General features: G+C 60.5%; 16 protein-coding genes and 3 pseudogenes. 14 read left to right on the top strand and 5 right to left on the bottom strand.

Going from position 1 to position 18,450, the window contains the following annotated elements:
- Position 1: 1 nt before the first annotated feature.
- The 4 genes and pseudogenes from AC1DSF_RS08495 to AC1DSF_RS08480 form a co-directional block, all read left to right on the top strand.
- Positions 2–859: a branched-chain amino acid ABC transporter permease gene (locus tag AC1DSF_RS08495; protein ID WP_478182630.1), complete on the top strand. Its 858-nt coding sequence runs from the start codon at positions 2–4 to the stop codon at positions 857–859.
- Positions 837–2,573: a branched-chain amino acid ABC transporter ATP-binding protein/permease gene (locus AC1DSF_RS08490; protein WP_478182629.1), complete on the top strand. Its 1,737-nt coding sequence runs from the start codon at positions 837–839 to the stop codon at positions 2,571–2,573. The genes AC1DSF_RS08495 and AC1DSF_RS08490 overlap by 23 nt, the downstream gene beginning before the upstream one ends.
- Positions 2,570–3,256: an ATP-binding cassette domain-containing protein gene (locus tag AC1DSF_RS08485; RefSeq protein WP_478182628.1), complete on the top strand. Its 687-nt coding sequence runs from the start codon at positions 2,570–2,572 to the stop codon at positions 3,254–3,256. The genes AC1DSF_RS08490 and AC1DSF_RS08485 overlap by 4 nt, the downstream gene beginning before the upstream one ends.
- 237 nt (positions 3,257–3,493) lie before the next feature.
- Positions 3,494–4,010: pseudogene (locus AC1DSF_RS08480) on the top strand (leucine zipper domain-containing protein); the annotation flags it as partial.
- Here AC1DSF_RS08480 and AC1DSF_RS08475 read toward each other — a convergent pair.
- Positions 3,998–4,444, bottom strand: a pseudogene (locus AC1DSF_RS08475) (transposase); the annotation flags it as partial. The pseudogenes AC1DSF_RS08480 and AC1DSF_RS08475 sit on opposite strands and share 13 nt — an antisense overlap.
- Positions 4,445–4,956: 512 nt before the next feature.
- Here AC1DSF_RS08475 and AC1DSF_RS08470 point away from each other — a divergent pair.
- Positions 4,957–5,082: a hypothetical protein gene (locus AC1DSF_RS08470; RefSeq protein WP_478182627.1), complete on the top strand. Its 126-nt coding sequence runs from the start codon at positions 4,957–4,959 to the stop codon at positions 5,080–5,082.
- 112 nt (positions 5,083–5,194) lie between these two features.
- Here the strand turns inward: AC1DSF_RS08470 and AC1DSF_RS08465 are convergent, their stop codons facing one another.
- On the bottom strand, positions 5,195–5,380 hold the full coding sequence (locus AC1DSF_RS08465) for a hypothetical protein (protein ID WP_478182626.1): 186 nt from the start codon (positions 5,378–5,380) through the stop codon (positions 5,195–5,197).
- 243 nt (positions 5,381–5,623) lie between these two features.
- Here AC1DSF_RS08465 and AC1DSF_RS08460 point away from each other — a divergent pair, with 243 nt between their 5' ends.
- A complete protein-coding gene (locus AC1DSF_RS08460) occupies positions 5,624–7,243 on the top strand; it encodes a tannase/feruloyl esterase family alpha/beta hydrolase (protein WP_478182625.1) in 1,620 nt (539 codons plus the stop codon).
- A gap of 242 nt (positions 7,244–7,485) precedes the next feature.
- On the opposite strand, the pseudogene AC1DSF_RS08455 reads toward AC1DSF_RS08460, so the two are convergent.
- From AC1DSF_RS08455 to AC1DSF_RS08445, 3 genes and pseudogenes are all read right to left on the bottom strand, one after another.
- Positions 7,486–8,049 (bottom strand): annotated as a pseudogene (locus AC1DSF_RS08455) (transposase); the annotation flags it as partial.
- A gap of 338 nt (positions 8,050–8,387) precedes the next feature.
- Entirely contained in the window at positions 8,388–9,410 is a 1,023-nt protein-coding gene (locus AC1DSF_RS08450) for an IS110 family RNA-guided transposase (protein ID WP_478182624.1), read from the bottom strand.
- A 245-nt stretch (positions 9,411–9,655) separates the two neighbouring features.
- Entirely contained in the window at positions 9,656–10,171 is a 516-nt protein-coding gene (locus AC1DSF_RS08445; protein WP_478182623.1) for a MarR family winged helix-turn-helix transcriptional regulator, read from the bottom strand.
- Between the two features lie 265 nt (positions 10,172–10,436).
- Here AC1DSF_RS08445 and gtdA point away from each other — a divergent pair, with 265 nt between their 5' ends.
- The 8 genes from gtdA to AC1DSF_RS08405 are packed head-to-tail and all read left to right on the top strand — an operon-like array spanning position 10,437 to position 18,450.
- Positions 10,437–11,480: a gentisate 1,2-dioxygenase gene (gene gtdA, locus AC1DSF_RS08440; RefSeq protein WP_478182622.1), complete on the top strand. Its 1,044-nt coding sequence runs from the start codon at positions 10,437–10,439 to the stop codon at positions 11,478–11,480.
- Between the two features lie 33 nt (positions 11,481–11,513).
- On the top strand, positions 11,514–12,389 hold the full coding sequence (locus AC1DSF_RS08435; protein WP_478182621.1) for a fumarylacetoacetate hydrolase family protein: 876 nt from the start codon (positions 11,514–11,516) through the stop codon (positions 12,387–12,389).
- Between the two features lie 3 nt (positions 12,390–12,392).
- Positions 12,393–12,815, top strand: a complete 423-nt coding sequence (locus AC1DSF_RS08430; protein WP_478182620.1) for an acyl-CoA thioesterase — start codon at positions 12,393–12,395, stop codon at positions 12,813–12,815.
- 31 nt (positions 12,816–12,846) lie between these two features.
- Positions 12,847–13,725: a beta-keto acid cleavage family enzyme gene (locus AC1DSF_RS08425; protein ID WP_478182619.1), complete on the top strand. Its 879-nt coding sequence runs from the start codon at positions 12,847–12,849 to the stop codon at positions 13,723–13,725.
- 8 nt (positions 13,726–13,733) lie between these two features.
- Positions 13,734–14,741 (top strand): 3-hydroxyacyl-CoA dehydrogenase NAD-binding domain-containing protein, encoded by a 1,008-nt coding sequence (locus AC1DSF_RS08420; RefSeq protein WP_478182618.1) that lies wholly within the window; start codon positions 13,734–13,736, stop codon positions 14,739–14,741.
- Entirely contained in the window at positions 14,738–16,474 is a 1,737-nt protein-coding gene (locus tag AC1DSF_RS08415) for an acyl-CoA dehydrogenase family protein (protein ID WP_478182617.1), read from the top strand. The genes AC1DSF_RS08420 and AC1DSF_RS08415 overlap by 4 nt, the downstream gene beginning before the upstream one ends.
- Positions 16,475–16,494: 20 nt before the next feature.
- Positions 16,495–17,292 (top strand): crotonase/enoyl-CoA hydratase family protein, encoded by a 798-nt coding sequence (locus AC1DSF_RS08410; protein WP_478182616.1) that lies wholly within the window; start codon positions 16,495–16,497, stop codon positions 17,290–17,292.
- 12 nt (positions 17,293–17,304) lie between these two features.
- Complete coding sequence (locus tag AC1DSF_RS08405; protein WP_478182615.1) at positions 17,305–18,450, top strand: FAD-dependent monooxygenase; 1,146 nt, start codon at positions 17,305–17,307, stop codon at positions 18,448–18,450.

Here is an 18,450-nt window from a genome sequence, read left to right as displayed (position 1 = left end):
TATGCTTGATGGCAGCCTCCTGCTGCACGGCCTGAATCTCGCTTACGAGTTGGCCACGCTCGCGCTCACGACGCTGGGCTTGGCCATCGTCTTCGGTCTCCTCGGCGTCATGAACATGGCGCACGGGGAGTTCGTGATGCTCGGAGCCTATTCGGCGGTGGCAGTGCAGAAACTGGGTCTGCCGCTTCTGGCTGCGGTTCCTCTGGCGGTAGTGGTGTGCGGCGTGCTCGGATACGTGGTGGAGCGCTGGCTCATTCGGCCGCTCTACTCGCGACCTTTCGACACGCTACTTGCGACCTGGGCCCTGGCGATGTTGCTCCGAAAACTCGTCGAAGCAGTTTTTGGGAGAGAGTACCGAAACGTAGAGTCGTCGCTAACCGAACCGATGAGGGTTTTCGGCTCGCAGTATCCGGTGTATCGCTTAGCGCTGATTGTCCTGGCGGTCGTCGTGATGGCTGGGCTCTACCTTTGGTATCGACGAAGTGCTGCCGGTCTTCGAGTGCGCGCCATGACCGCGAATCCCGTTCTTGCGCAGGCGTTGGGCATCAATACCCGGCGACTCGCTTCGCAGGCCTTCATTATTGGCGTGGTACTTGCCGGACTCTCCGGAGTCCTCCTGGCGCCGTTGATTCGAATTGAGCCCGGCATTGGTGTCGACTACCTCTTGGATGCCTTTTTCGTGCTGGTTGTGGGTGGCCTGGGCACGTTAGGCGGCCTCTTTGGCGGTGTCGGGATTATTGGCGGCTCGCAGGCAATCGCCAGCAGCGTAGCAGGTCAGACCAGCGGCTACGCAGTCGTGTTAATGCTCTCAATCCTCTTCCTGTGGCTCAAACCCAATGGTCTTTTTACGCGACGCTAAATCGGCGGCCTTTCTGGCCGTGGTCCTGGTTGCGCTGCCGTTCGTGTCCAGCGAGTTTGCGGCGTACCAGATTGCGCTTTTCCTAATTTACGGGATTGCTGCGCAGGGCGTGGCCCTGTGTTGGGGACGCCTTGGGTTTCTGCCATTGGGGCACGCGCTCTTCTTTGGACTAGGTGCCTACCTGTTCGGGGGGATGCTCAAGGGAGCTGAGTCGAACCCCGCGATGTACCTGGCGCTGCCCCTTGCGGTGTTGGCGCCAGCACTGCTCGCCTATGTCATTGCTCGATTGGTCTTCGCTAGAAGTTCGCGTAGCGGACCCTATTTCTCACTCATCACCCTTGCGCTGACCATGCTTGGCTTCCTCGCAGCGCAGCAGTGGGGCCACCTCACCGGTGGCTTCAATGGCATGGCGAACATTCCCGATATTCCTGGCACGTCTCGCTACGAGACGTTGTACTGGCTCGTGGCCGTAGTCGGCGTCATCTCGACTCTTGTTCTTGCGATGCTGGCGGCGCGACCCATCGGAGTAATTTGGGAGGCGGTGGCACAGAATGAGGAGCGGCTCCAACTTCTCGGCTATGCGACCGACCGGGTGAAAGCAAACGCCTTCGCGTTCTCAGCGTTGCTCGCCGCGGTGGCAGGTGCTCTGTTTTCTGCACACCAAGGAATCGTTACCCCCCAGGCGATGAGCTTCGTTCTCTCGACCGAGTTTGTCATCTGGGCGGCTGTCGGAGGAAAGGGGAGCGCGTTGGGGCCGCTACTTGGTGCCACCGTGGTCGGCTACGCCTCCGCCGAACTTCGTGAGCAGTTTCTCTATTGGGAAGTCGTGGTGGCTGCCCTCTTCATCGTTGTGGTGCTGTTCTTCCCCAACGGGGTTGCGGGTCTGCTGAAGCGAAGAGCTGACCCGAGGCACGGCGAGGATTTGCCGGCTCCCGTCGCGCATGATGCGGACAAGTCCACAGTTCCCGTTTCTCTGACTCTGGATGGAGTGAGAACAGTCCAGTCGGGTGTGACTATTCTTGATGGGCTTTCCCTTGCGCTTAGCGGGCCAGGCATCCGTTGCGTTATCGGACCTAACGGTGCGGGGAAAACCTCTTCGTTCAACGTCATCACGGGGCGGCTTCCGCTTCTCGGCGGTGGAGTCATGTTCAACGGCCACGACATCGGTGGGCTGGCTGCCTGGCGCGTGGCGCGCAAGGGCATCGGACGCAAGATGCAAGTACCATCCGTTTTTTCTGACCTCACGGTTCGGGAGAACCTCAGTTTGGCCGTTTGGGCTGGGCGGGCGTCCGGCGTCGACACGCTGAAGCTGGTTACTCTGGGATGGCATACCAAGCTGCTCGACGACATCCTGAAGAAGTTTCCGGCCCTCGCGTCGCAGCTCGATTCGCCAGCTGGTACCTTGGCTCAAGGGCATCGGCAGGCGTTGGAACTGGCGATGACGCTTCTTCCCGAGCCGAAGCTGGTGCTTTTGGACGAGCCCTGCGCAGGACTCTCTCCAGGTGAAACCCATCAAATGATTGACGCCATCAAGACTCTAGTGAGGCAGATTGGTGCGGCCGCGCTGCTGATTGAGCATGACATCACGGCCGTGGATGCGATGGGCGGCGACGTGTATGTGCTGCACCAGGGGCGTCTTCTCGACAAGGGCTCGCTCGCGGAGATTCAGGCCAGCGCGGCGGTGCGGGCAGTCTACGCAGGAGGACGGAGATGACACTCGCGTTTAAAGAACTGGTTTGTGGCTACGGTGACACCGTCGTGATCCGGGGAGTCTCTGGCGAAATTCAGCCTGGTCATGCACTAGCGGTCGTGGGAAGAAACGGCGTTGGAAAGAGCACGCTGCTGAAGGCGCTAGCTGGCCAGTTGCCGCTCACGAGTGGTGACATCGTTTGGAATGGTGAAGCGCTCGGTGGAAGGCCACTTCACACCCGCCTCGGCTTGGGAATCGCGTTCGCGCCTCAGGAGAACGTCGTATTTGGCGAGCTGACGGTTTCAGACAACCTATGGCTCCACCTCAACGACTGGAACGCCGAGCGGTACGAAGAAATTTTCGAACACTTTCCTCTTCTGCAGCACAGACTGAATCAACGGTCGGGGTCTCTGAGCGGCGGCGAGCGCAAGCTTCTTTCCTTCGCTCGAACCATCGGTTTGCAGTCAAAGTTGGCGATGCTAGATGAACCGACGGAGGGCGTTCAGCCCGAGAACATCGACCGAATGGCGTCGATGGTGAATCGACGGAAGGCCGGTGGTGCTTCTTTCATCATCGTCGAGCAGAACTTGGAGTTCGTCGCTGCGTTTGCCGACTCTGTCATCGTTCTCGAACACGGGGAAGTGGTACTGCAGGGGCGCTTTACCGACCTCGGACGTGAGCGGATTGAGCAGCACATGGTCGTCTGACGGCGCTAGCCCTTACCGCTTTCCTCAAGCACCCAAGCACCTGCGGTTCTGCGCCGATTAAGTCTTGCGCGTACCGATGGCGCTTGCCATCTTGCCATCTTGCCTAGCAGGATGCGGAAATACTCCCCTCCAAAGCGAGTCATCGTCTAGGTGTGATGTTTCGATAGGTTGTTCACCCGGAAGAGTCTGGGAGACTGGAGTTACGACGCTTCAGAACTCTCAAAGGAAATCAACCAAGTGAACAGCCATAAGAATGCCGGATTGACCATCGAAGGACGCAAGTTGCTCATTGAACGTATTGCGGGCATCAGCCACCAGACGGCGCGCAAGTGGCAGCGGCGCTTCGAGCACGGAGGCCAGCAGGCCCCGCAAGATCGCAGCTCGCGCCCCGGATCGGACGCGCAGCACCGTGGACGGCGAGCTTGCCCAGCGCATTGAGCAACTGCACCGAGCACGCATGCCCATGCGCCGCATTGCTGCCGTGGCGGGGCGCAGCGTGGCCACGGTCAGCCGCTTGCTCGCCGTGCTGGGCCTGTCCAGCCTGAAGGCGCTCGAGCCGGCGCAGCTGGTGGTTCGCTATGAACGCGAAGCGCCGGGCGAACTCCTGCACATGGATACCAAAAAGCTTGGGCGCATCGAGCGCGAAGGCCATCGCATCAACGGCGGCAGGACCACGCGCAGCCGCGGCGCCGGATGGGAGTTTGCCCACGTAGCCATCGACGATCATTCAAGGGCCGGCTTCGCCTGGATGAGGGTGCCATCGACGCTGAAGTGTTCTCCCGGCAGCCAGCTTCTGCGACCAGCTGTTTCGACGATGCGGTTGAACAGTTCGATGATGGCGTCGTTCTCGATCAGGCGCTCGCGGTTCTTGGTGAAGACGCTGGGAATCCAGACCGCATCGGTTATGGCCAAGCCGACGAACCAGCGATACAGAGGTGTATTGGGTCTGTTCCATGAGCTGGCGCTCCGAGCGAACGCTGAAGAAAATCTGCAGCAGCATCGCGCGCAGCGGCTTCTCTGGAGCGCCCGCCCTGCCGGCCTCATACATGCCGGCGAACAAGTCATCCATCTTGAGCAGCGCTCATTGACCATCGCACGGTTGGGACGCAGCGGATGATTCGCGGGTACGAAGTCCTCCAGGCCGCGCATCGTGAACAAGCTCTCGGTGAAGGTGTCGGCTCCGCGCATCGTCTGGGTCTTGGTTTGCAACTGTCGGAATCAACTTCCACCGTTTGAGGCCTCACGCGTCGACCGATGGCAGAGGTATTTCAGCACACTGCTAGGCGTTTGATTGCGGCATTCACCCGCGGGTCTGGAGGCGCAGGTAGTGAACGAATCGCCCCTGGCGCCGCCGGACTGGACGACGGCCGTTCAGCTCGAGGGAAAGAAGTTGGCGGTGATGCACTCGGGAGTTGTCGTGTGCAGGCTGTCGATCTCCCGTGCTGGGGGTGACGAGATTGCCGTTAGGGCCGAGCTTGCCGAAGGCGCGGTACTGGATTCAAGACTACCTGGCCAGGAGCCGCGGTGGTCGGCGAAACTGACCAAGAATAGTTTTGAAGCATCTGCCTACACCTCCGGACATGAACGATGCCACCACGGCGGGGCGAGTTGTGGGCATGGCGAGAAACTCTCGAGGCAGAGGCGGTTTCGCAGCTGGGTCACATGTTTTTGGCTTCTAGCATGTCAACAAAAGCAAGGTTGTGAACATCATTGGAGTGCCGACTGGCGACAAACAACTCTCGACTGAATACAGCCTCGAAGAACTGGCTGCGGTCAATGAAGAGTTGCAGGCGCTCTTGAAGGAACTTGGCCGCCTGGGGTTTTAGTGGCCTGTTTGAGGGTCCGGTAGCGTACCTAAGGTCCTGACGCCGATGTCGGGATGGATATCCGCGCTGCGGCGCCGCCCGGCTCTGAGGGCTCGCCGTCCTCGTGGTGCACTCAATCGGTCTTCTTCGGCAAGCCTTCCTCGTCAAGTTCGACCGCGGGTTTGCTGCTCTGTGGCGCAGACCTTGCCGTGCTGTCATACCCCGTGCCGGTCCCTCCGCCGCACCCCAAAAGCGCAAAAGCCGCTGCCGTGGTCGTGGCAAGCCCTGTCAGCCTGTATAGCCAGTGTCTTGACGTCATGAATGTCTCCGTTCCTTTTTGACCGCACAGCTGTCGCGCGGTTTGCTGGACTCTAGAAGACGTGACCTGCCTGCACTCATCGAAACAGTCACTGTTACTCATTGACGTTTTCGCGCATAGATGAAGTCGATGCGTAACAGCCAAAGGATGGATAGGTCATCGATGTTGACCTAGATAGGCTGCGAACGGACCTAGGCCAGTTTTCACGCGCGGCCAGGTCGATAACCTTAAGGAGACACCTCGATGAGAAAAGTTCAACGCAGCAGTCGCGAACGCGCGCTGCCATGCACTCTCGCAATGAGAAGGAGCGCCTTTGGAGGTGCTTTGCTTCTGGCAAGCGTGGCAGCAAATGCAGGCCCTGGAGCGGGCTCATGTTCGGCACTAACGCAGCTCAAGATCGATAACACCACCATCACGAGCGCCCAGTATCTTTCGACGCCGGAAGGCATGCAGTACTGCGAGATTGCTGCGACAGTCGCGCCACAGCATGACATCAAAATGCGCCTGCCAGAGAACTGGAAGGGTAGGTACGTTCAGTACGGCGGCGGCGGGTTCGATGGAAGCATTCCGAACCTAAGTGTCCCTAGCAGCCCAATTGTGTCGACGAGCAAAGACCCAGTGAACTTTGGTTTTGCGGTCATTGCTTCCAACGGCGGTCATCGGAACACGGAGTACCCGGCGGCAAACTTCGCGGTAGACCGCGGGCTGACGTTGAGCTATGCCACAGCGAAGATGTACGACACGGACTTGGTCGGACGAAATATCGTACGTGCCTACTACGGCCACGACGCAAATTTTCACTACTTCGCGGGGTGTTCCAACGGAGGCAAGAACGCTTCTGTGGTGGCGTCTAGATTCGGCGATTATTACGACGGCGTCATCGGTGGCGACGGCGTCTGGGGTCACGCTGACGACGACGTCAAAGGGGCCGACATGCCTGGCCTCACGGCGAAATGGAGCAGGACGGTTCAGCTAGGTATTGGCCTGTCGAGGGCGAAAGGCGATGCCCTCTACGAGAAGTCCATCGAGGCGTGCGACGCATTGGATGGCGTCAAGGACGGCTTGATTAGCAATGTGGAAGCATGCCCCTTTAAAGAGGTTGCACGGTCTATGCAGTGTCGTGGACAGGATGGTGACAACTGTCTCACGGGGGCCGAAATCGCCAACATCGATGCACATGCCAGCGAATTGGTACTGAATGGCAAGGTCATCGGCGCGCCTTGGTCAAGGGCCGGTAACTACGGCCGCTGGGGCAATGTTGTAGCGCTCCCTTCCGGCTTCCTTCAAATGGCTTTCCGCCGCCCCGCTGCAGTCGACCCGCTCACCTTTGACATCCCGAACCAATTTGCTCAGGTCAAGACCGTGTTGGATGACGTCTACAACATGACGGGCGACCAGCCCGGCGTCATGAAGTACCTTCGGAAGGGGAAGAAGCTGATGCTGTTCCATGGCTGGGAAGACATGGAAGTGCCGCCGTACACGAGCCTGAACTTCTACAAAGCTCTTCGCAAGGCAGACCCTGGAGCTACCCAACGAAACGCCAAGTTGTACATGGTTCCGGGCATGCCGCATTGCCGAGGAGGCCGTGGCGCGGACGCGTCCGACCTTCTTCACGTGATGGCCAAGTGGGTCGAGGAAGGAGTTGAGCCAGGCTCATATCGGAACCAGGTCGTTGCATGGGAGCGCCCCAGTAATGACAACACCGGTCCTCAAGGTATTCAGACGGCGCTCTTTTCCAGGCCCCTTTGCGCGTACCCCGAGTACGCGGCATACACAGGGCGAGGAGACCCGAAGGATGCACATAGCTATGTGTGTCGCCAAGGGCCCGGGCGCGCTCACGACCGAGACCGAGACGACGACTAAGGAGTCAACGTGAGTGGTCCGCACTGGCATGAAGCGAGTTCTGCAGGCGGACCCTCTGTGATTTGTGTGCCTCGGTTTAGGCTGACGAGTCAAGTACCGTTGCCAACCATGCTTGCTAGGCGCTTGTATGCACAAATAATACGCAAATCTGTGGGGCCTGCTCGCAGTTGCCGGGATCGGCGCTGCGACCGCACCGGCCCCCGCGGTACGGCCCGGCCACAGCAGAATCCTTCGATCTCCGTTGGCTGCGTGCGATCGGCCGTCTCCAGGGCATCGAGGTAGCGTTGGATGCTTTGCTCGATCTGCCGCTGACGCGCGTCGATCTTGCCGGTGGTGAAGTTGCGGTCGCGGCTGTTGACCGCCTTGAACTTGCTGCCATCGATGGCCACGATGGCGTGCGTGAACAGCTTGAGCTCTCGGCACATGCCAACGAATCGCTTGCAGACCTTGCGGATGCCAGGACCGTTGTCGTGGCGGAAATCGGCGATGGTCTTGAAGTCCGGGGCCAGCCGGCCGGTGAGCCACATCAGTTCGACGTTGCGCTGGGCCTCGCGTTCCAGCCGGCGACTCGAGTGGATGCGATTGAGGTAGCCGTAGATATAGAGCTTCAGCAGGACCGACGGGTGGTATGAAGGGCGACCGGTCGCTGCAGGTTCAACGCCTTTGAAGCCCAGTGCCTGCAGATCCAGTTCCTCGACGAAGACGTCGACGACTCGCACCGGATTGTCCTCGCCGATATAGTCCTCCAGGCACTCTGGCAGCAAAGTGACCTGCTGACGGTCCTCGCCTTCGATGAATCGCTTCATGTGGCCGCCCATTCAGTAGCGTTGCCACAATCTAGGCGAGCACCGCCATCTATTCAACCCGTTTTCACACAACCTTATATGGACACCGCCCGGTTTGCCAAGCTGATTCTCACGTGACCTTCTCAACAGGTATCGGCTGCAGTCTTATATCCGGCCTTGTCATGCAAGCCGAAGCCTGCGGGCCCTGATGGAATTCGCCAAGAACGTCCTCATCTCGGCCACGCGCTTTGTGGCGCAAGGCTGTGTTCAGGTTTGCGTTCTCGCGGTCCGACCTGTCTTGCCATCACATTGAATCGACCTCAGCAACCAACCAGTGCTCCCTTGCATCCTCTTTCCTTCTACGCTGGCTTCACGCTCACGAAGTGCCTTTGATAGGTCTGACCTCGCGCCAGAATCGCCCAAGCCGTGCGAGCCATCTTGCTTGCGAGTGCAACCGCAACGACGTTGGCTGGTCGCCTCGCCTGTATTTCCTTTTGCCAAGGCGTCGGCGCCTTCGTGTGATACATGACCGACCGCGCCCCGTGAATCAACAGCGTTCGCAAGTACGGATCGCCTCGCTTCGAGATCGAGCCCAATCGAACCTTGCCTCCCGTGCCGCTTTGGCGGGGCACCAGGCCAAGAAATGCGGCGAACTCACGTCCGGACTTGAACATCGTGGCGTCACCCATTGTCGCGACCAGCGCAGTCGCGGTCAGCCTACCTATGCCTGGTACATCGGCGATCGCGCGGCAAGCCTGATCCTGCTTCTGCCAAACGGCTATTCGCGCCTCCAGTCGATCAATGTCTTGCTGGATTCCATCGATACGCCCGACCTGCTCTTGCAGACAGGACATGATCGTGCTTGGTAGTTGGCTCTTGAGCTCGAACATGCGAGACCTGATCTCGGCGAGACCGGCGACACGACCCGCTCTGAACGTGGCTCCGAACTCGTAAAGCAATCCTCGCAACTGGTTCACTTGCATCGTGCGGAATTTGAGCAAGAGCGTGCGCATCCGATGAAGACTCAGCATCGCTTGCTGTTCCTCCGACTTCACCGCCACTGAGCGCATACCTGGCTGATGCACGGCAGTCCAGATCGCCCGCGCATCCGCAGCGTCGGTCTTGTTTGTTTGCACGAAGGGCCGGATGAACTTCGCATGCGGAAGGACAACCTCGTGACCCAGCGCTCTGATCTTTCGCGCCCACCAATGCCCACTTCCGCAGGCCTCCAACGCCACGCGACCGGGCAGTCGACATGACAAGAACTCGATAAGCTCCCCCCGGGCAAATCGGCGATTCACGATCTCGCCGGTCTCCGCGTCGACCCAGTACAGCTGAAACACGCGCTTTGCAACATCCAATCCATAGGTCGTAGCATTCATGTCGGGCCTCCAGTCGGAAGTGAGGGGTGGAATCCCCACTCTGACACACCAGCTTTTCGGTGGCCTACGCGGTCAAAAATTGGCGGTGTCCATGCCATCTCGGCCATCTCCAGACGTTCGTGTCGCCGTAGTCGATGGCCGCTTTTTCCGCAAACCGACCTCGGGCGCCGTTGATCAATTTAGGCGATCGCAGCGGTGCTCCGAATCTAGGAGGAAAGGCCCGGATCGTCGCAGCCGCTTAGGCCTCAAGACTCTGTTGGGGCAATCTTCGAGAGGAGATGCAACAGTTGCTTGCGCTCATCGGCGGTGAGAGCAACGGCGATTTCGGCTTCGAACGTCCTGACCAGCTGTTGATAGCGATTTAGCTCAGTGACGCCCTGATCGGTCAGGACAAGCGCGTAGTTGCGGCGGTCGTCCATGCGCTCACGACGAAGGACGCCCATCCCCTCGAGATCGTCGATGACCTTCACCACGCTGGGGCCCGCGATGTTCAGCATCGCGCCGAGCGCAGACTGGTTGATGCCTGGATTCACCCCGACCGTTGCCAAGGCGCTTAGCCGAGCAGGTGACATCGGAGGGACCAGGTACTTCGCAAATGCTCCGTCGCTCCGCACCAGGGCGCGGCGTAGCGCGTAACCAACTGAATCCTCCAAGAGGTATTTACCCATAACGAGAGCCGACTGCTTTCGGTTCGCCGTAGGGGAGTTGGAAAGCACTTTCGAAGGTTTGCTTTTCGTATTGGGAACAGATGCTTCGCTCATGGGGAACTGTAGTCCTTCGGCCGGAACGCCTTCAAGCAGTGTAGCGCAAAAACCGAACGATTAGTGTGGCAAATGATTAGCTAAGCGAAACGGTTTTCGGTCCGGTTTCCCGCCCGATTTTGCGCGCCTGACGCGGGCACGCCCCGATGCTGGGCTGCCGCGCCGTAGGGAAAGTACCAATCGAATCGCCTTGAAAGCGCATTGACCTGCTGGCCTTAGCCTCCTACATTGTTAGCTAGGCTAACGATTAGCCATCTGAGGCAAAATGAACGACTTCTCGCCATCTTCGTCGCAGCTTTCTGACCGCGAGTCCTACTACACCGAACTCGGCAACCATAGCTTGGCTCCGCTCTGGGCATCGCTTGCACGGCTTGTGCCTCCCTCGCCGCAACCCGTTGCGCAGGCTTTCGCCTGGAAGTACGCTGAGATTCGACAACATCTCTTGACGGCCGGCCGGCTAATCACCGCCGAAGAGGCCGAACGACGGGTCCTGGTCCTGGAGAACCCGAGCCTGACTGGCGAATCTCGCATCACGGACACGTTGTATGCGGGTCTGCAGCTGATCCTTCCGGGCGAGGTCGCACCTGCCCACCGCCATGTCCAGTCCGCGCTTCGCTTCGCGATTGAGGGCGAGGGTGCCTACACCGCTGTCAACGGCGAGAGGGTGTCCATGTCGCCGGGAGACTTCATCATCACTCCGGCGTGGACGTGGCATGACCACGGCAGCGAATCGCCCGGCCCCGTTGTCTGGCTTGATGGTCTGGACGTTCCGTTCATCCACTTCTTAAAGGCTGGCTTTCGCGAGCAGTACGAGCATGCGTCCCAGATCGCACACCGAAGCGAGGGCGAAGCCCGCCTGCGTTTCGGCAGCGGAATGCTTCGCCCTTCCGACAAGCCCACCAATAGCTCGCCGCTGTTCAAGTATTCGTACGACCAGACCAAGGCGGTCCTGACTCTGATCTCCAGGACGGAAGAGATCGATGCCCACCGAGGCTTTGAGATCCGCTATATCAACCCGACCACTGGGGGCGATGCGCTGCCCACCATCTCCGCAGGCATGCGACTCCTGCCGGACGGCTTCAAGACGGCTCCCTACCGTTCCACAGATGGCAGCGTCATCGTCCTGGTCGAAGGCAGCGTTCGGGCGACCGTAGCAGGCAAGGAAATCACCTTGTCGCCGAAGGACGTCCTGGCCATCCCCGCCTGGGCCTCTGTGACCCTGGAAGCCTCGGGCGAGACCGTCCTCTTCAACTTCTCAGATGCCCCGGTTCATCAGAAGCTGGGCCTCTGGCGCGAAGAACGAAGCTGATTTCCATCGCATACCCCAACCAAGAGACTCCAAATGAAAATCTGCCGCTTCAACAACGACTGCATTGGCATCGTCGACGGGGATGGCGTCATCGATGTCACCGACTTGTTCGATCGCCAGCAGACTTGGCCGGTGCCTCCGGGCGACACGATCATTCGCCAGATCGACGGCCTGAAGGACAAGCTTAGGGCTGCCCTCGGGAGCGATCAGACACGCATCCCCTTGTCTTCGGTTCGATTGGACAGCCCGGTCGCGAACCCGTCCAAGATTGTCGGCGCACCAATCAACTACAAGGCGCACATAGAGGAAGCCAACGCGGATTCGGAGATCAGCCACGGACATGTCTACACCTCCCTGGACCAGTACGGCCTCTTCCTCAAGGCGAACACTTCGCTGATTGGCGTTGCCGACGAAGTCGAGGTTCGATTCGCGGACCGTCGCACCGACCACGAGGTTGAACTCGCCGTTGTCATAGGCCGCGAGGCGCGGATGGTGACGAAGGAAGAAGCGCTCGACTACGTCTTGGGTTACGCCGTCGGCCTGGACATGACGGTGCGAGGAAAGGAGTTTCCGACCTTCCGCAAATCGGTCGATACGTACTGCGTGCTCGGGCCCTGGATCATCACGACCGACGAAGTGGCCGATCCGAACGCGCTCGAACTGACCCTTACGGTGAACGGGCAGGCGCGCCAAAGTTCGAACACCAGCAAGCTGATCTTCAACGTACAGCGTTTGATCGAGTACGCCTCGTCGTTCTACACGCTCTACCCCGGCGACGTGATCATGACCGGCACGCCGGATGGCGTTGGGCCGGTGGACCCTGGAGATGTCATGGATGCGGAAGTGGCAGGCGTCGCCAAGATCCAGGTGCGCGTCGCGGCTGGGTACGCAACGCCGGCTCGGAGCTGAGCCATGCGGACCTATCGCTACGACCGATTGATGCAGTGGAGCGAGTGCGATGCGGGCGGGATCATCTTCTTCCCGAACTACGCGCGCTGGATGGTCGACGGCCTGAACCAGATGTTCCTGTCGCTCGGCATCGACCCCAACGCCATCCTCGATACGGAGACCCGTGGCGGGCTGCCCGTGCTGCAGCTCTCGATGCAGTTTCATCAGGCGCCAAAGCTCCACGAAACAGTGACGCACGAGATCCTGGTCGAAAAGATTGGCGGCAAGTCGTTGAACTTCAAGCATCGCTTCCTCGTGGGTGAAGTTCTCTGCATGGAGTCGACCGAGACCCGGGTCTGGGCCACGCACTCGCTCACGCAACCACCAGTCCTCACCACGCTGCCCGTGCCAGATCAGGTGCGAACGGCCCTTTCAGTCGAAAGCTGACAACCCGGGCATCTGCCCAACGGAGACTCTCATGGCAAGCAACAAAGTAATCGTGACCGTCGCCCCCACGGGGGGCATGGCGAAGAAATCTCAAAACCCGAATCTTCCTACGCAGCCTCAGGAGATCGCGGAATCGGTGCATCGCTGCTACAACGCTGGCGCCTCGGTGGTTGCCATCCACGCGCGCCGCTCTGACGACCAAGCAACCTGCAATGCGGACATCTATCGCAGGATCAACCAGCTGGTGCGCGAGCGCTGCAACATCGTGATCAACAACTCCACCGGCGGGGGCGTCGACGGGGACATGCTGATTGAACGACCGGACGGTATGTACGACGTGAACTTCGAGGAGCGTCTGAAGGGTCTGGACGCCGGCGCCGAGATGGCCACATTCGACGGCTTCACCGTCGCTGCGATACACGGCAAGCGGGAGATGATTGTCAGCACGACACCGAGCCAGTGCGATCGACTGGCCTCGCGCTTTATCGAGCGCGGCATCAAGCCCGAATGGGAAGTGTTCAGCCCTGCGCACATTCTCCAGGACGCCACCCGCCTCATCAAGGTCTGCGACAAGCCGCCGTACTTTTTCAACTTCGTGCTGAATGTAGACCGCGGCTTTCAGGGTGCCATGCCCTACACGCCCGACATCCTGCAGATGATGGTCAAGCTGTTGCCGCCGAACTCGATCTTCAATGTCTCGGCTGCCGGAACGGCGCAGCTTCCGGCCACCACGCACGCACTCCTGCTCGGCGGACATGTCCGGGTCGGCCTGGAGGACAACCTTTACTACAGCAAGGGCGTGCACGCCACCAACGAGATGCTGATCGAGCGGCAGGTTCGTATCATCCGTGAGCTCGGATTTGAGCCGGCCACTCCGGACGAAGCCCGCCAAATGATGGGCTTGGCGTAGGGCATATCGTGGCACTCCTCGCGCTTGAAAACATCCGTGTGGCCGGCCTTGCAGGGGCCGGTTCTGTGGGCACCGCCTGGGCGGCCCTGATGATGGCAAAGGACATGAAGGTTGTCGTGTACGACCCTTCGGAGGGCGCCGCAGAGCGACTTCGTGCGGGAGTAGAGGCGGCATGGCCCGCCCTGCGTGCACTCGATAGCGCGAGCCAGGCAAACCCTCCGTTCGAGGCCCTGAGCTTCGCCGCTTCTCTGGAAGACATGGCTCGCCAGAGCGACATTGTTCAGGAGAACGTGGCCGAAGCCTTGGAGATCAAGCGCGATGTGATCGCCAAGATTGACAGCGTCGTCCCATCCGACCGCCTCATTCTGTCGAGCAGCGGTGGGGTTCCTCCTTCGCAGCTGCAGGCCTTCTGCATCCATCCGGAGAGATTGCTGCTCGGGCACCCCTTCCACCCCGCGTACATCGTTCCGCTGGTCGAAGTGGTGGCGGGGGAGAAGACGTTGCCAGAGGCGGTGACGCTGGCGCGGCGCTTCTACGAGAAGCTCGGCAAGCATCCGATCACGCTGCAGAAGGAAATGACGGGCCATCTGTCGAACCGTCTGCAGTTTGCGCTCCTGCGTGAGGCGATCTTCTGCTTGAGCGAGGGCGTAGCCAGCGCGGACGACATCGATGCCGCCATGCTCTTCGGCCTTGGCCCCCGTTGGGCGGTCATGGGTCCGTTGATGACCTTCAATCTTGCTGGTGGTGACGGTGGAATGGAACAGATCCTCGCCCGTTTCCGCACGGATGTCGAAGGCTGGTGGTCGTCTTTGGGGCAGCCAACGCTGACGCCCGAGGTTTGCGACTCACTCAAGGCGGGTGCCCAGATGTTGCGTAAGGGACACTCGAATGCCGAATGGTCGGCCTGGCGCGACCGGGAACTCGTCGACTTCCTCTCGTACCGGATTGCGCATCCGTATGCCGGCGACGATCTTGCGATTTTGGGCGCACGCGCGCGAAGCAAGGTGGCGCGATGAACGACACCAACTACGGATTTCACGCGGACGTGATCCGAAAGCACATCGAACTCGTGCCGGGCTATAGGCCGTTGGCAGAGCGCCTTCTTCGAGGCATCGATGTTTCGCCGGATTCGATTCAACAAATCCTCGATGCAGCTGCGAAGTTCGCCGAGGAAGTCCTCGTTCCGATCAACCGGATCGGCGACGAAGAGGGTTGTCTGACCTTGAACGGCCGGGTGAGGACGGCCCCGGGCTATCGAGAAGCTTGGAAGAGCCTGGCCGCGGCGGGTTGGAACAGCGTCGACCAGCCGGAGGAATATGGCGGTCAAGGCTTGCCAACCTTCGTGAACGCCGCGTGCCGCGAGCTCTTCGACCGGGCATGCATGGCAATCGGAATGGTCAGTGGCCCAACTCGCGCGGCAACCCAAGTTCTGATGCAGTTTGCTTCGGATGCGATCAAGGAAGAGTGGATCCCGAAGTTCGTGACCGGCGAATGGGCCGCAACGATCTGCATCTCAGAAGCGGACGCGGGCTCCGATGTCGGACGCATACGTTCTCGCGCCTCGCCGTCCGATGACGGCACATGGCGCCTGACCGGGGAGAAGATGTGGACCACCTTCGGCGACAACGATCTTGTCGAGAGAATCGGGCACTTGGTGTTGGCGCGGACGCCTGACGCGCCTCCTGGCAGCGCCGGCCTCAGCCTTTTCCTGGTGCCCAACTTCGTTCACGACGCGGCGGGCGAGCTGGCTTCAAACGGCGTGCAGGCGCGCCGGATCGAACACAAGCTAGGCCTGCATGGCTCCCCGACGTGCGCCATGGGATTCGAAGGAGCGCAGTGCTACCTGCTCGGGAAGCAGCATCGTGGCCTGACTCAGATGTTCGTGATGATCCAGACGATGCGCCAGATGGTGGCAATCGAAGGAGTAGGGATGGCGTTCGGCGCCGAACAGATCGCCCTTGGCCATGCCGCCGAGCGCCGCCAGGGCGGTGATCCGTCGAAGCCGCCGATCGCCATCTCGAATCACGCCGATGTTCAGCGCCAGCTCTTGACGATGGCGAGCCGTGTGGAAGTACTTCACGGGCTGGTCTACGAGCTGGTCATCCGCATCGACGCTCAACAGCTGGATTCCGCGAGGGCCGAGGGCAATCGGCCGGCCACGGACAACGTTGCGCAATGGCTCCTTCCCGTCGTCAAGGCCTCGTGTGCAGACGCAGGGCACGAGGTTCCTGACGAAGCCATCCAAGTGCTGGGTGGCGCCGGCTACACGACCGAATGGCCCGTCGAACAGTGGATGCGCGACGCCCGGATGATGTCGATCGCCGAGGGAACGACCGGGGTTCAGGCGCTCGACCTGGTGCACCGCCGGCTCTGGCGCGACAACGGAAAGGGGCTGGGGGAGTTTCTGCAGGTCGCCTCCGCCGAAGTCGCGGCCGCCGACTCATCCCTGGCCGCGCCGGCGGTTGCCACCCTCGCCATCCTCAAAGCTACGGGGGACGCCGTTCTTAAGCTTCAATCCTCCCCGCGTGACGCGGAGGCAGGAGCCGTTTCCTTCCTTCGGCTGGCGATGCTAGGCGCTACAGGCTGGATCGCCGTGCGGCTCGCAAGCGCGCCAGGCGAAGACCGAATCACCAGAAGACTCGCAGCAGCGGGCAAGTATTGGTTGAGCGATCTTGAAACGCGTGCTGCCCATGCAGCCAAACAAGCCACCGCCGGCGCCTCGTCGCTGGATCTCTTCGAACACATCTGACCGCCATTGCGGAACTTCTCATGACCGAATCTGAAGCAATCTCCTACGAGCTTCGAGGCAACATCGCCCTCATTGCGATCGATCGTCCTTCCAAGCGCAACGCGATGAACCAGGCCATGTTTGAAGCCTTGGGGAAGGCCGCGCAGCGCGCCCAGGAAGAGGCGCGTGTGGGGATCATCTACAGCCGCAACGAGAACTTCTCGGCGGGCCTCGATCTTGCCGAGCACATGGGCCGAACGCCGATCGATGGCCTCCATGATTCGCGCGCCCAGCATGCGCTGCTCAACATAGTCGAGCAGGGAAAGATCCCCTTCATCGCAGCACTTCAGGGTGCGACGATTGGTGCAGGGCTCGAGATCGCCGCTTCGGCCCACATCCGTGTCGCTGATGCCACCACGTACTTTGCGCTGCCGGAAGGCAAGCGCGGCATCTTCGTTGGCGGTGGTGGCTCGGTTCGCGTGGCGCGCTTGCTCAGTGTCACGCGAATGGTCGAGATGATGCTCACGTCTCGCGTCATGAAGGCGGATGAGGCGCTCGCGGCCAACCTGGTGAACTTTGTCACCGCGGAAGGCGGCGCTCTCGACAAGGCACTGGAGCTCGCGTCCGGAATCGCGACGAATTCTCCGATTTCCAACTACGCAATCATCAACGCCCTGCCTCGCATTCACGACATGTCGCACGACGACGGCCTGTTCGTCGAATCGCTGATGGCTGCAATGACCCAGACCAGCCCGGAGGCCCGGGCTGGGCTCAAGCAGTTCATCGACAAGAAGGCCGACAGGCTCAAGCCAGTCGCTGCCCAAGCTTCCAAGTCCTGACAGGAGATAACCATGCGAGTCAAGATCCTCGGCGGTGGGCCAGCAGGCCTATACGCAGGCTTTCGAATCAAGCGCCAGTTCCCGGCTTCTGAAGTGGTCGTCTACGAACAGAACGCTGTCGGCGAGACGTTTGGGTTCGGCGTGGTGTTCTCGGACAAGGCCCTCGAGTTTCTGAGCGCCGAAGATCCTGAAACGCTCGCAGCCATCACGGCAGGTCTGGAATCCTGGAGCGACATCGAGCTGCGCATCCATGGGGAGTCCATCCGGATTGACGGCGTGGTCTTCACCGCGATTGCGCGGCTTCGGCTGCTGCAGGTGTTGCGCGAACGTGCTGAGTCCGCCGGCGTCGTGCTCGTGAACAGCAAACTCATCACCGATCTGGCCGAACTGGGAGAGGCCGATCTCGTCATTGGTGCCGATGGTGTGAACTCGCTCGTGCGGAGGACCTACGAGAAGGAGTTCGGGACCAAGCTCGACCTGCTGAACAACCGGTTCGCGTGGTTCGGTGCGACCAAGCCGTTCAACTTCCTCACGCAAACGTTCAAGGCGACGCCTGACGGCAACTTCAACGGGCACCACTATCGGTACTCGCCCGACATGAGCACGTTCCTTGTCGAGGTGAATGAGCAAACCTTCGAACGGATTGGCTTCGCGTCGATGTCCGAAGACCAGTCGCGCGTGAAGTGCGAACAAGTCTTTGCCGAGGAGCTGGAGGGCGCAAGCCTGGTGACGAACAAGTCGCTCTGGAGGCGCTTTCCCAATATCAGCAACGCACACTGGTCGTCCGGCAAATACGTCCTGGTCGGCGATGCGCTGCGGACCGCGCATTTCTCCATCGGGTCCGGCACACGTCTCGCCTTGGAAGATGTGCAGGCCCTCACCAAGGCGCTTGCCGAGAACCCCAACAGCATTCCTGACGCGCTTGCCGCTTTCGAGGCCGGTCGCCGACCCATCGTCGACAAGCTGATTGCGGCGTCGGCCAGGAGCGCCGGTTGGTACGAGAAGTTCGAAGACTACATGAAGCTTCCTGCGTGGGAGTTCGCCATGAGCTACATCGGCCGCTCGGGTCGCATCGATCCCGAGCGCCTGAAGGCCATGTCTCCTCGATTCGTCGCCGGCTTCGAGGCGTGGCGCGCCGCGCACCCGGAATTCGCGTGA

The organism is Variovorax sp. 01N429, from assembly GCF_056399425.1.
This window is presented reverse-complemented; position numbering and strand designations above follow the sequence as displayed.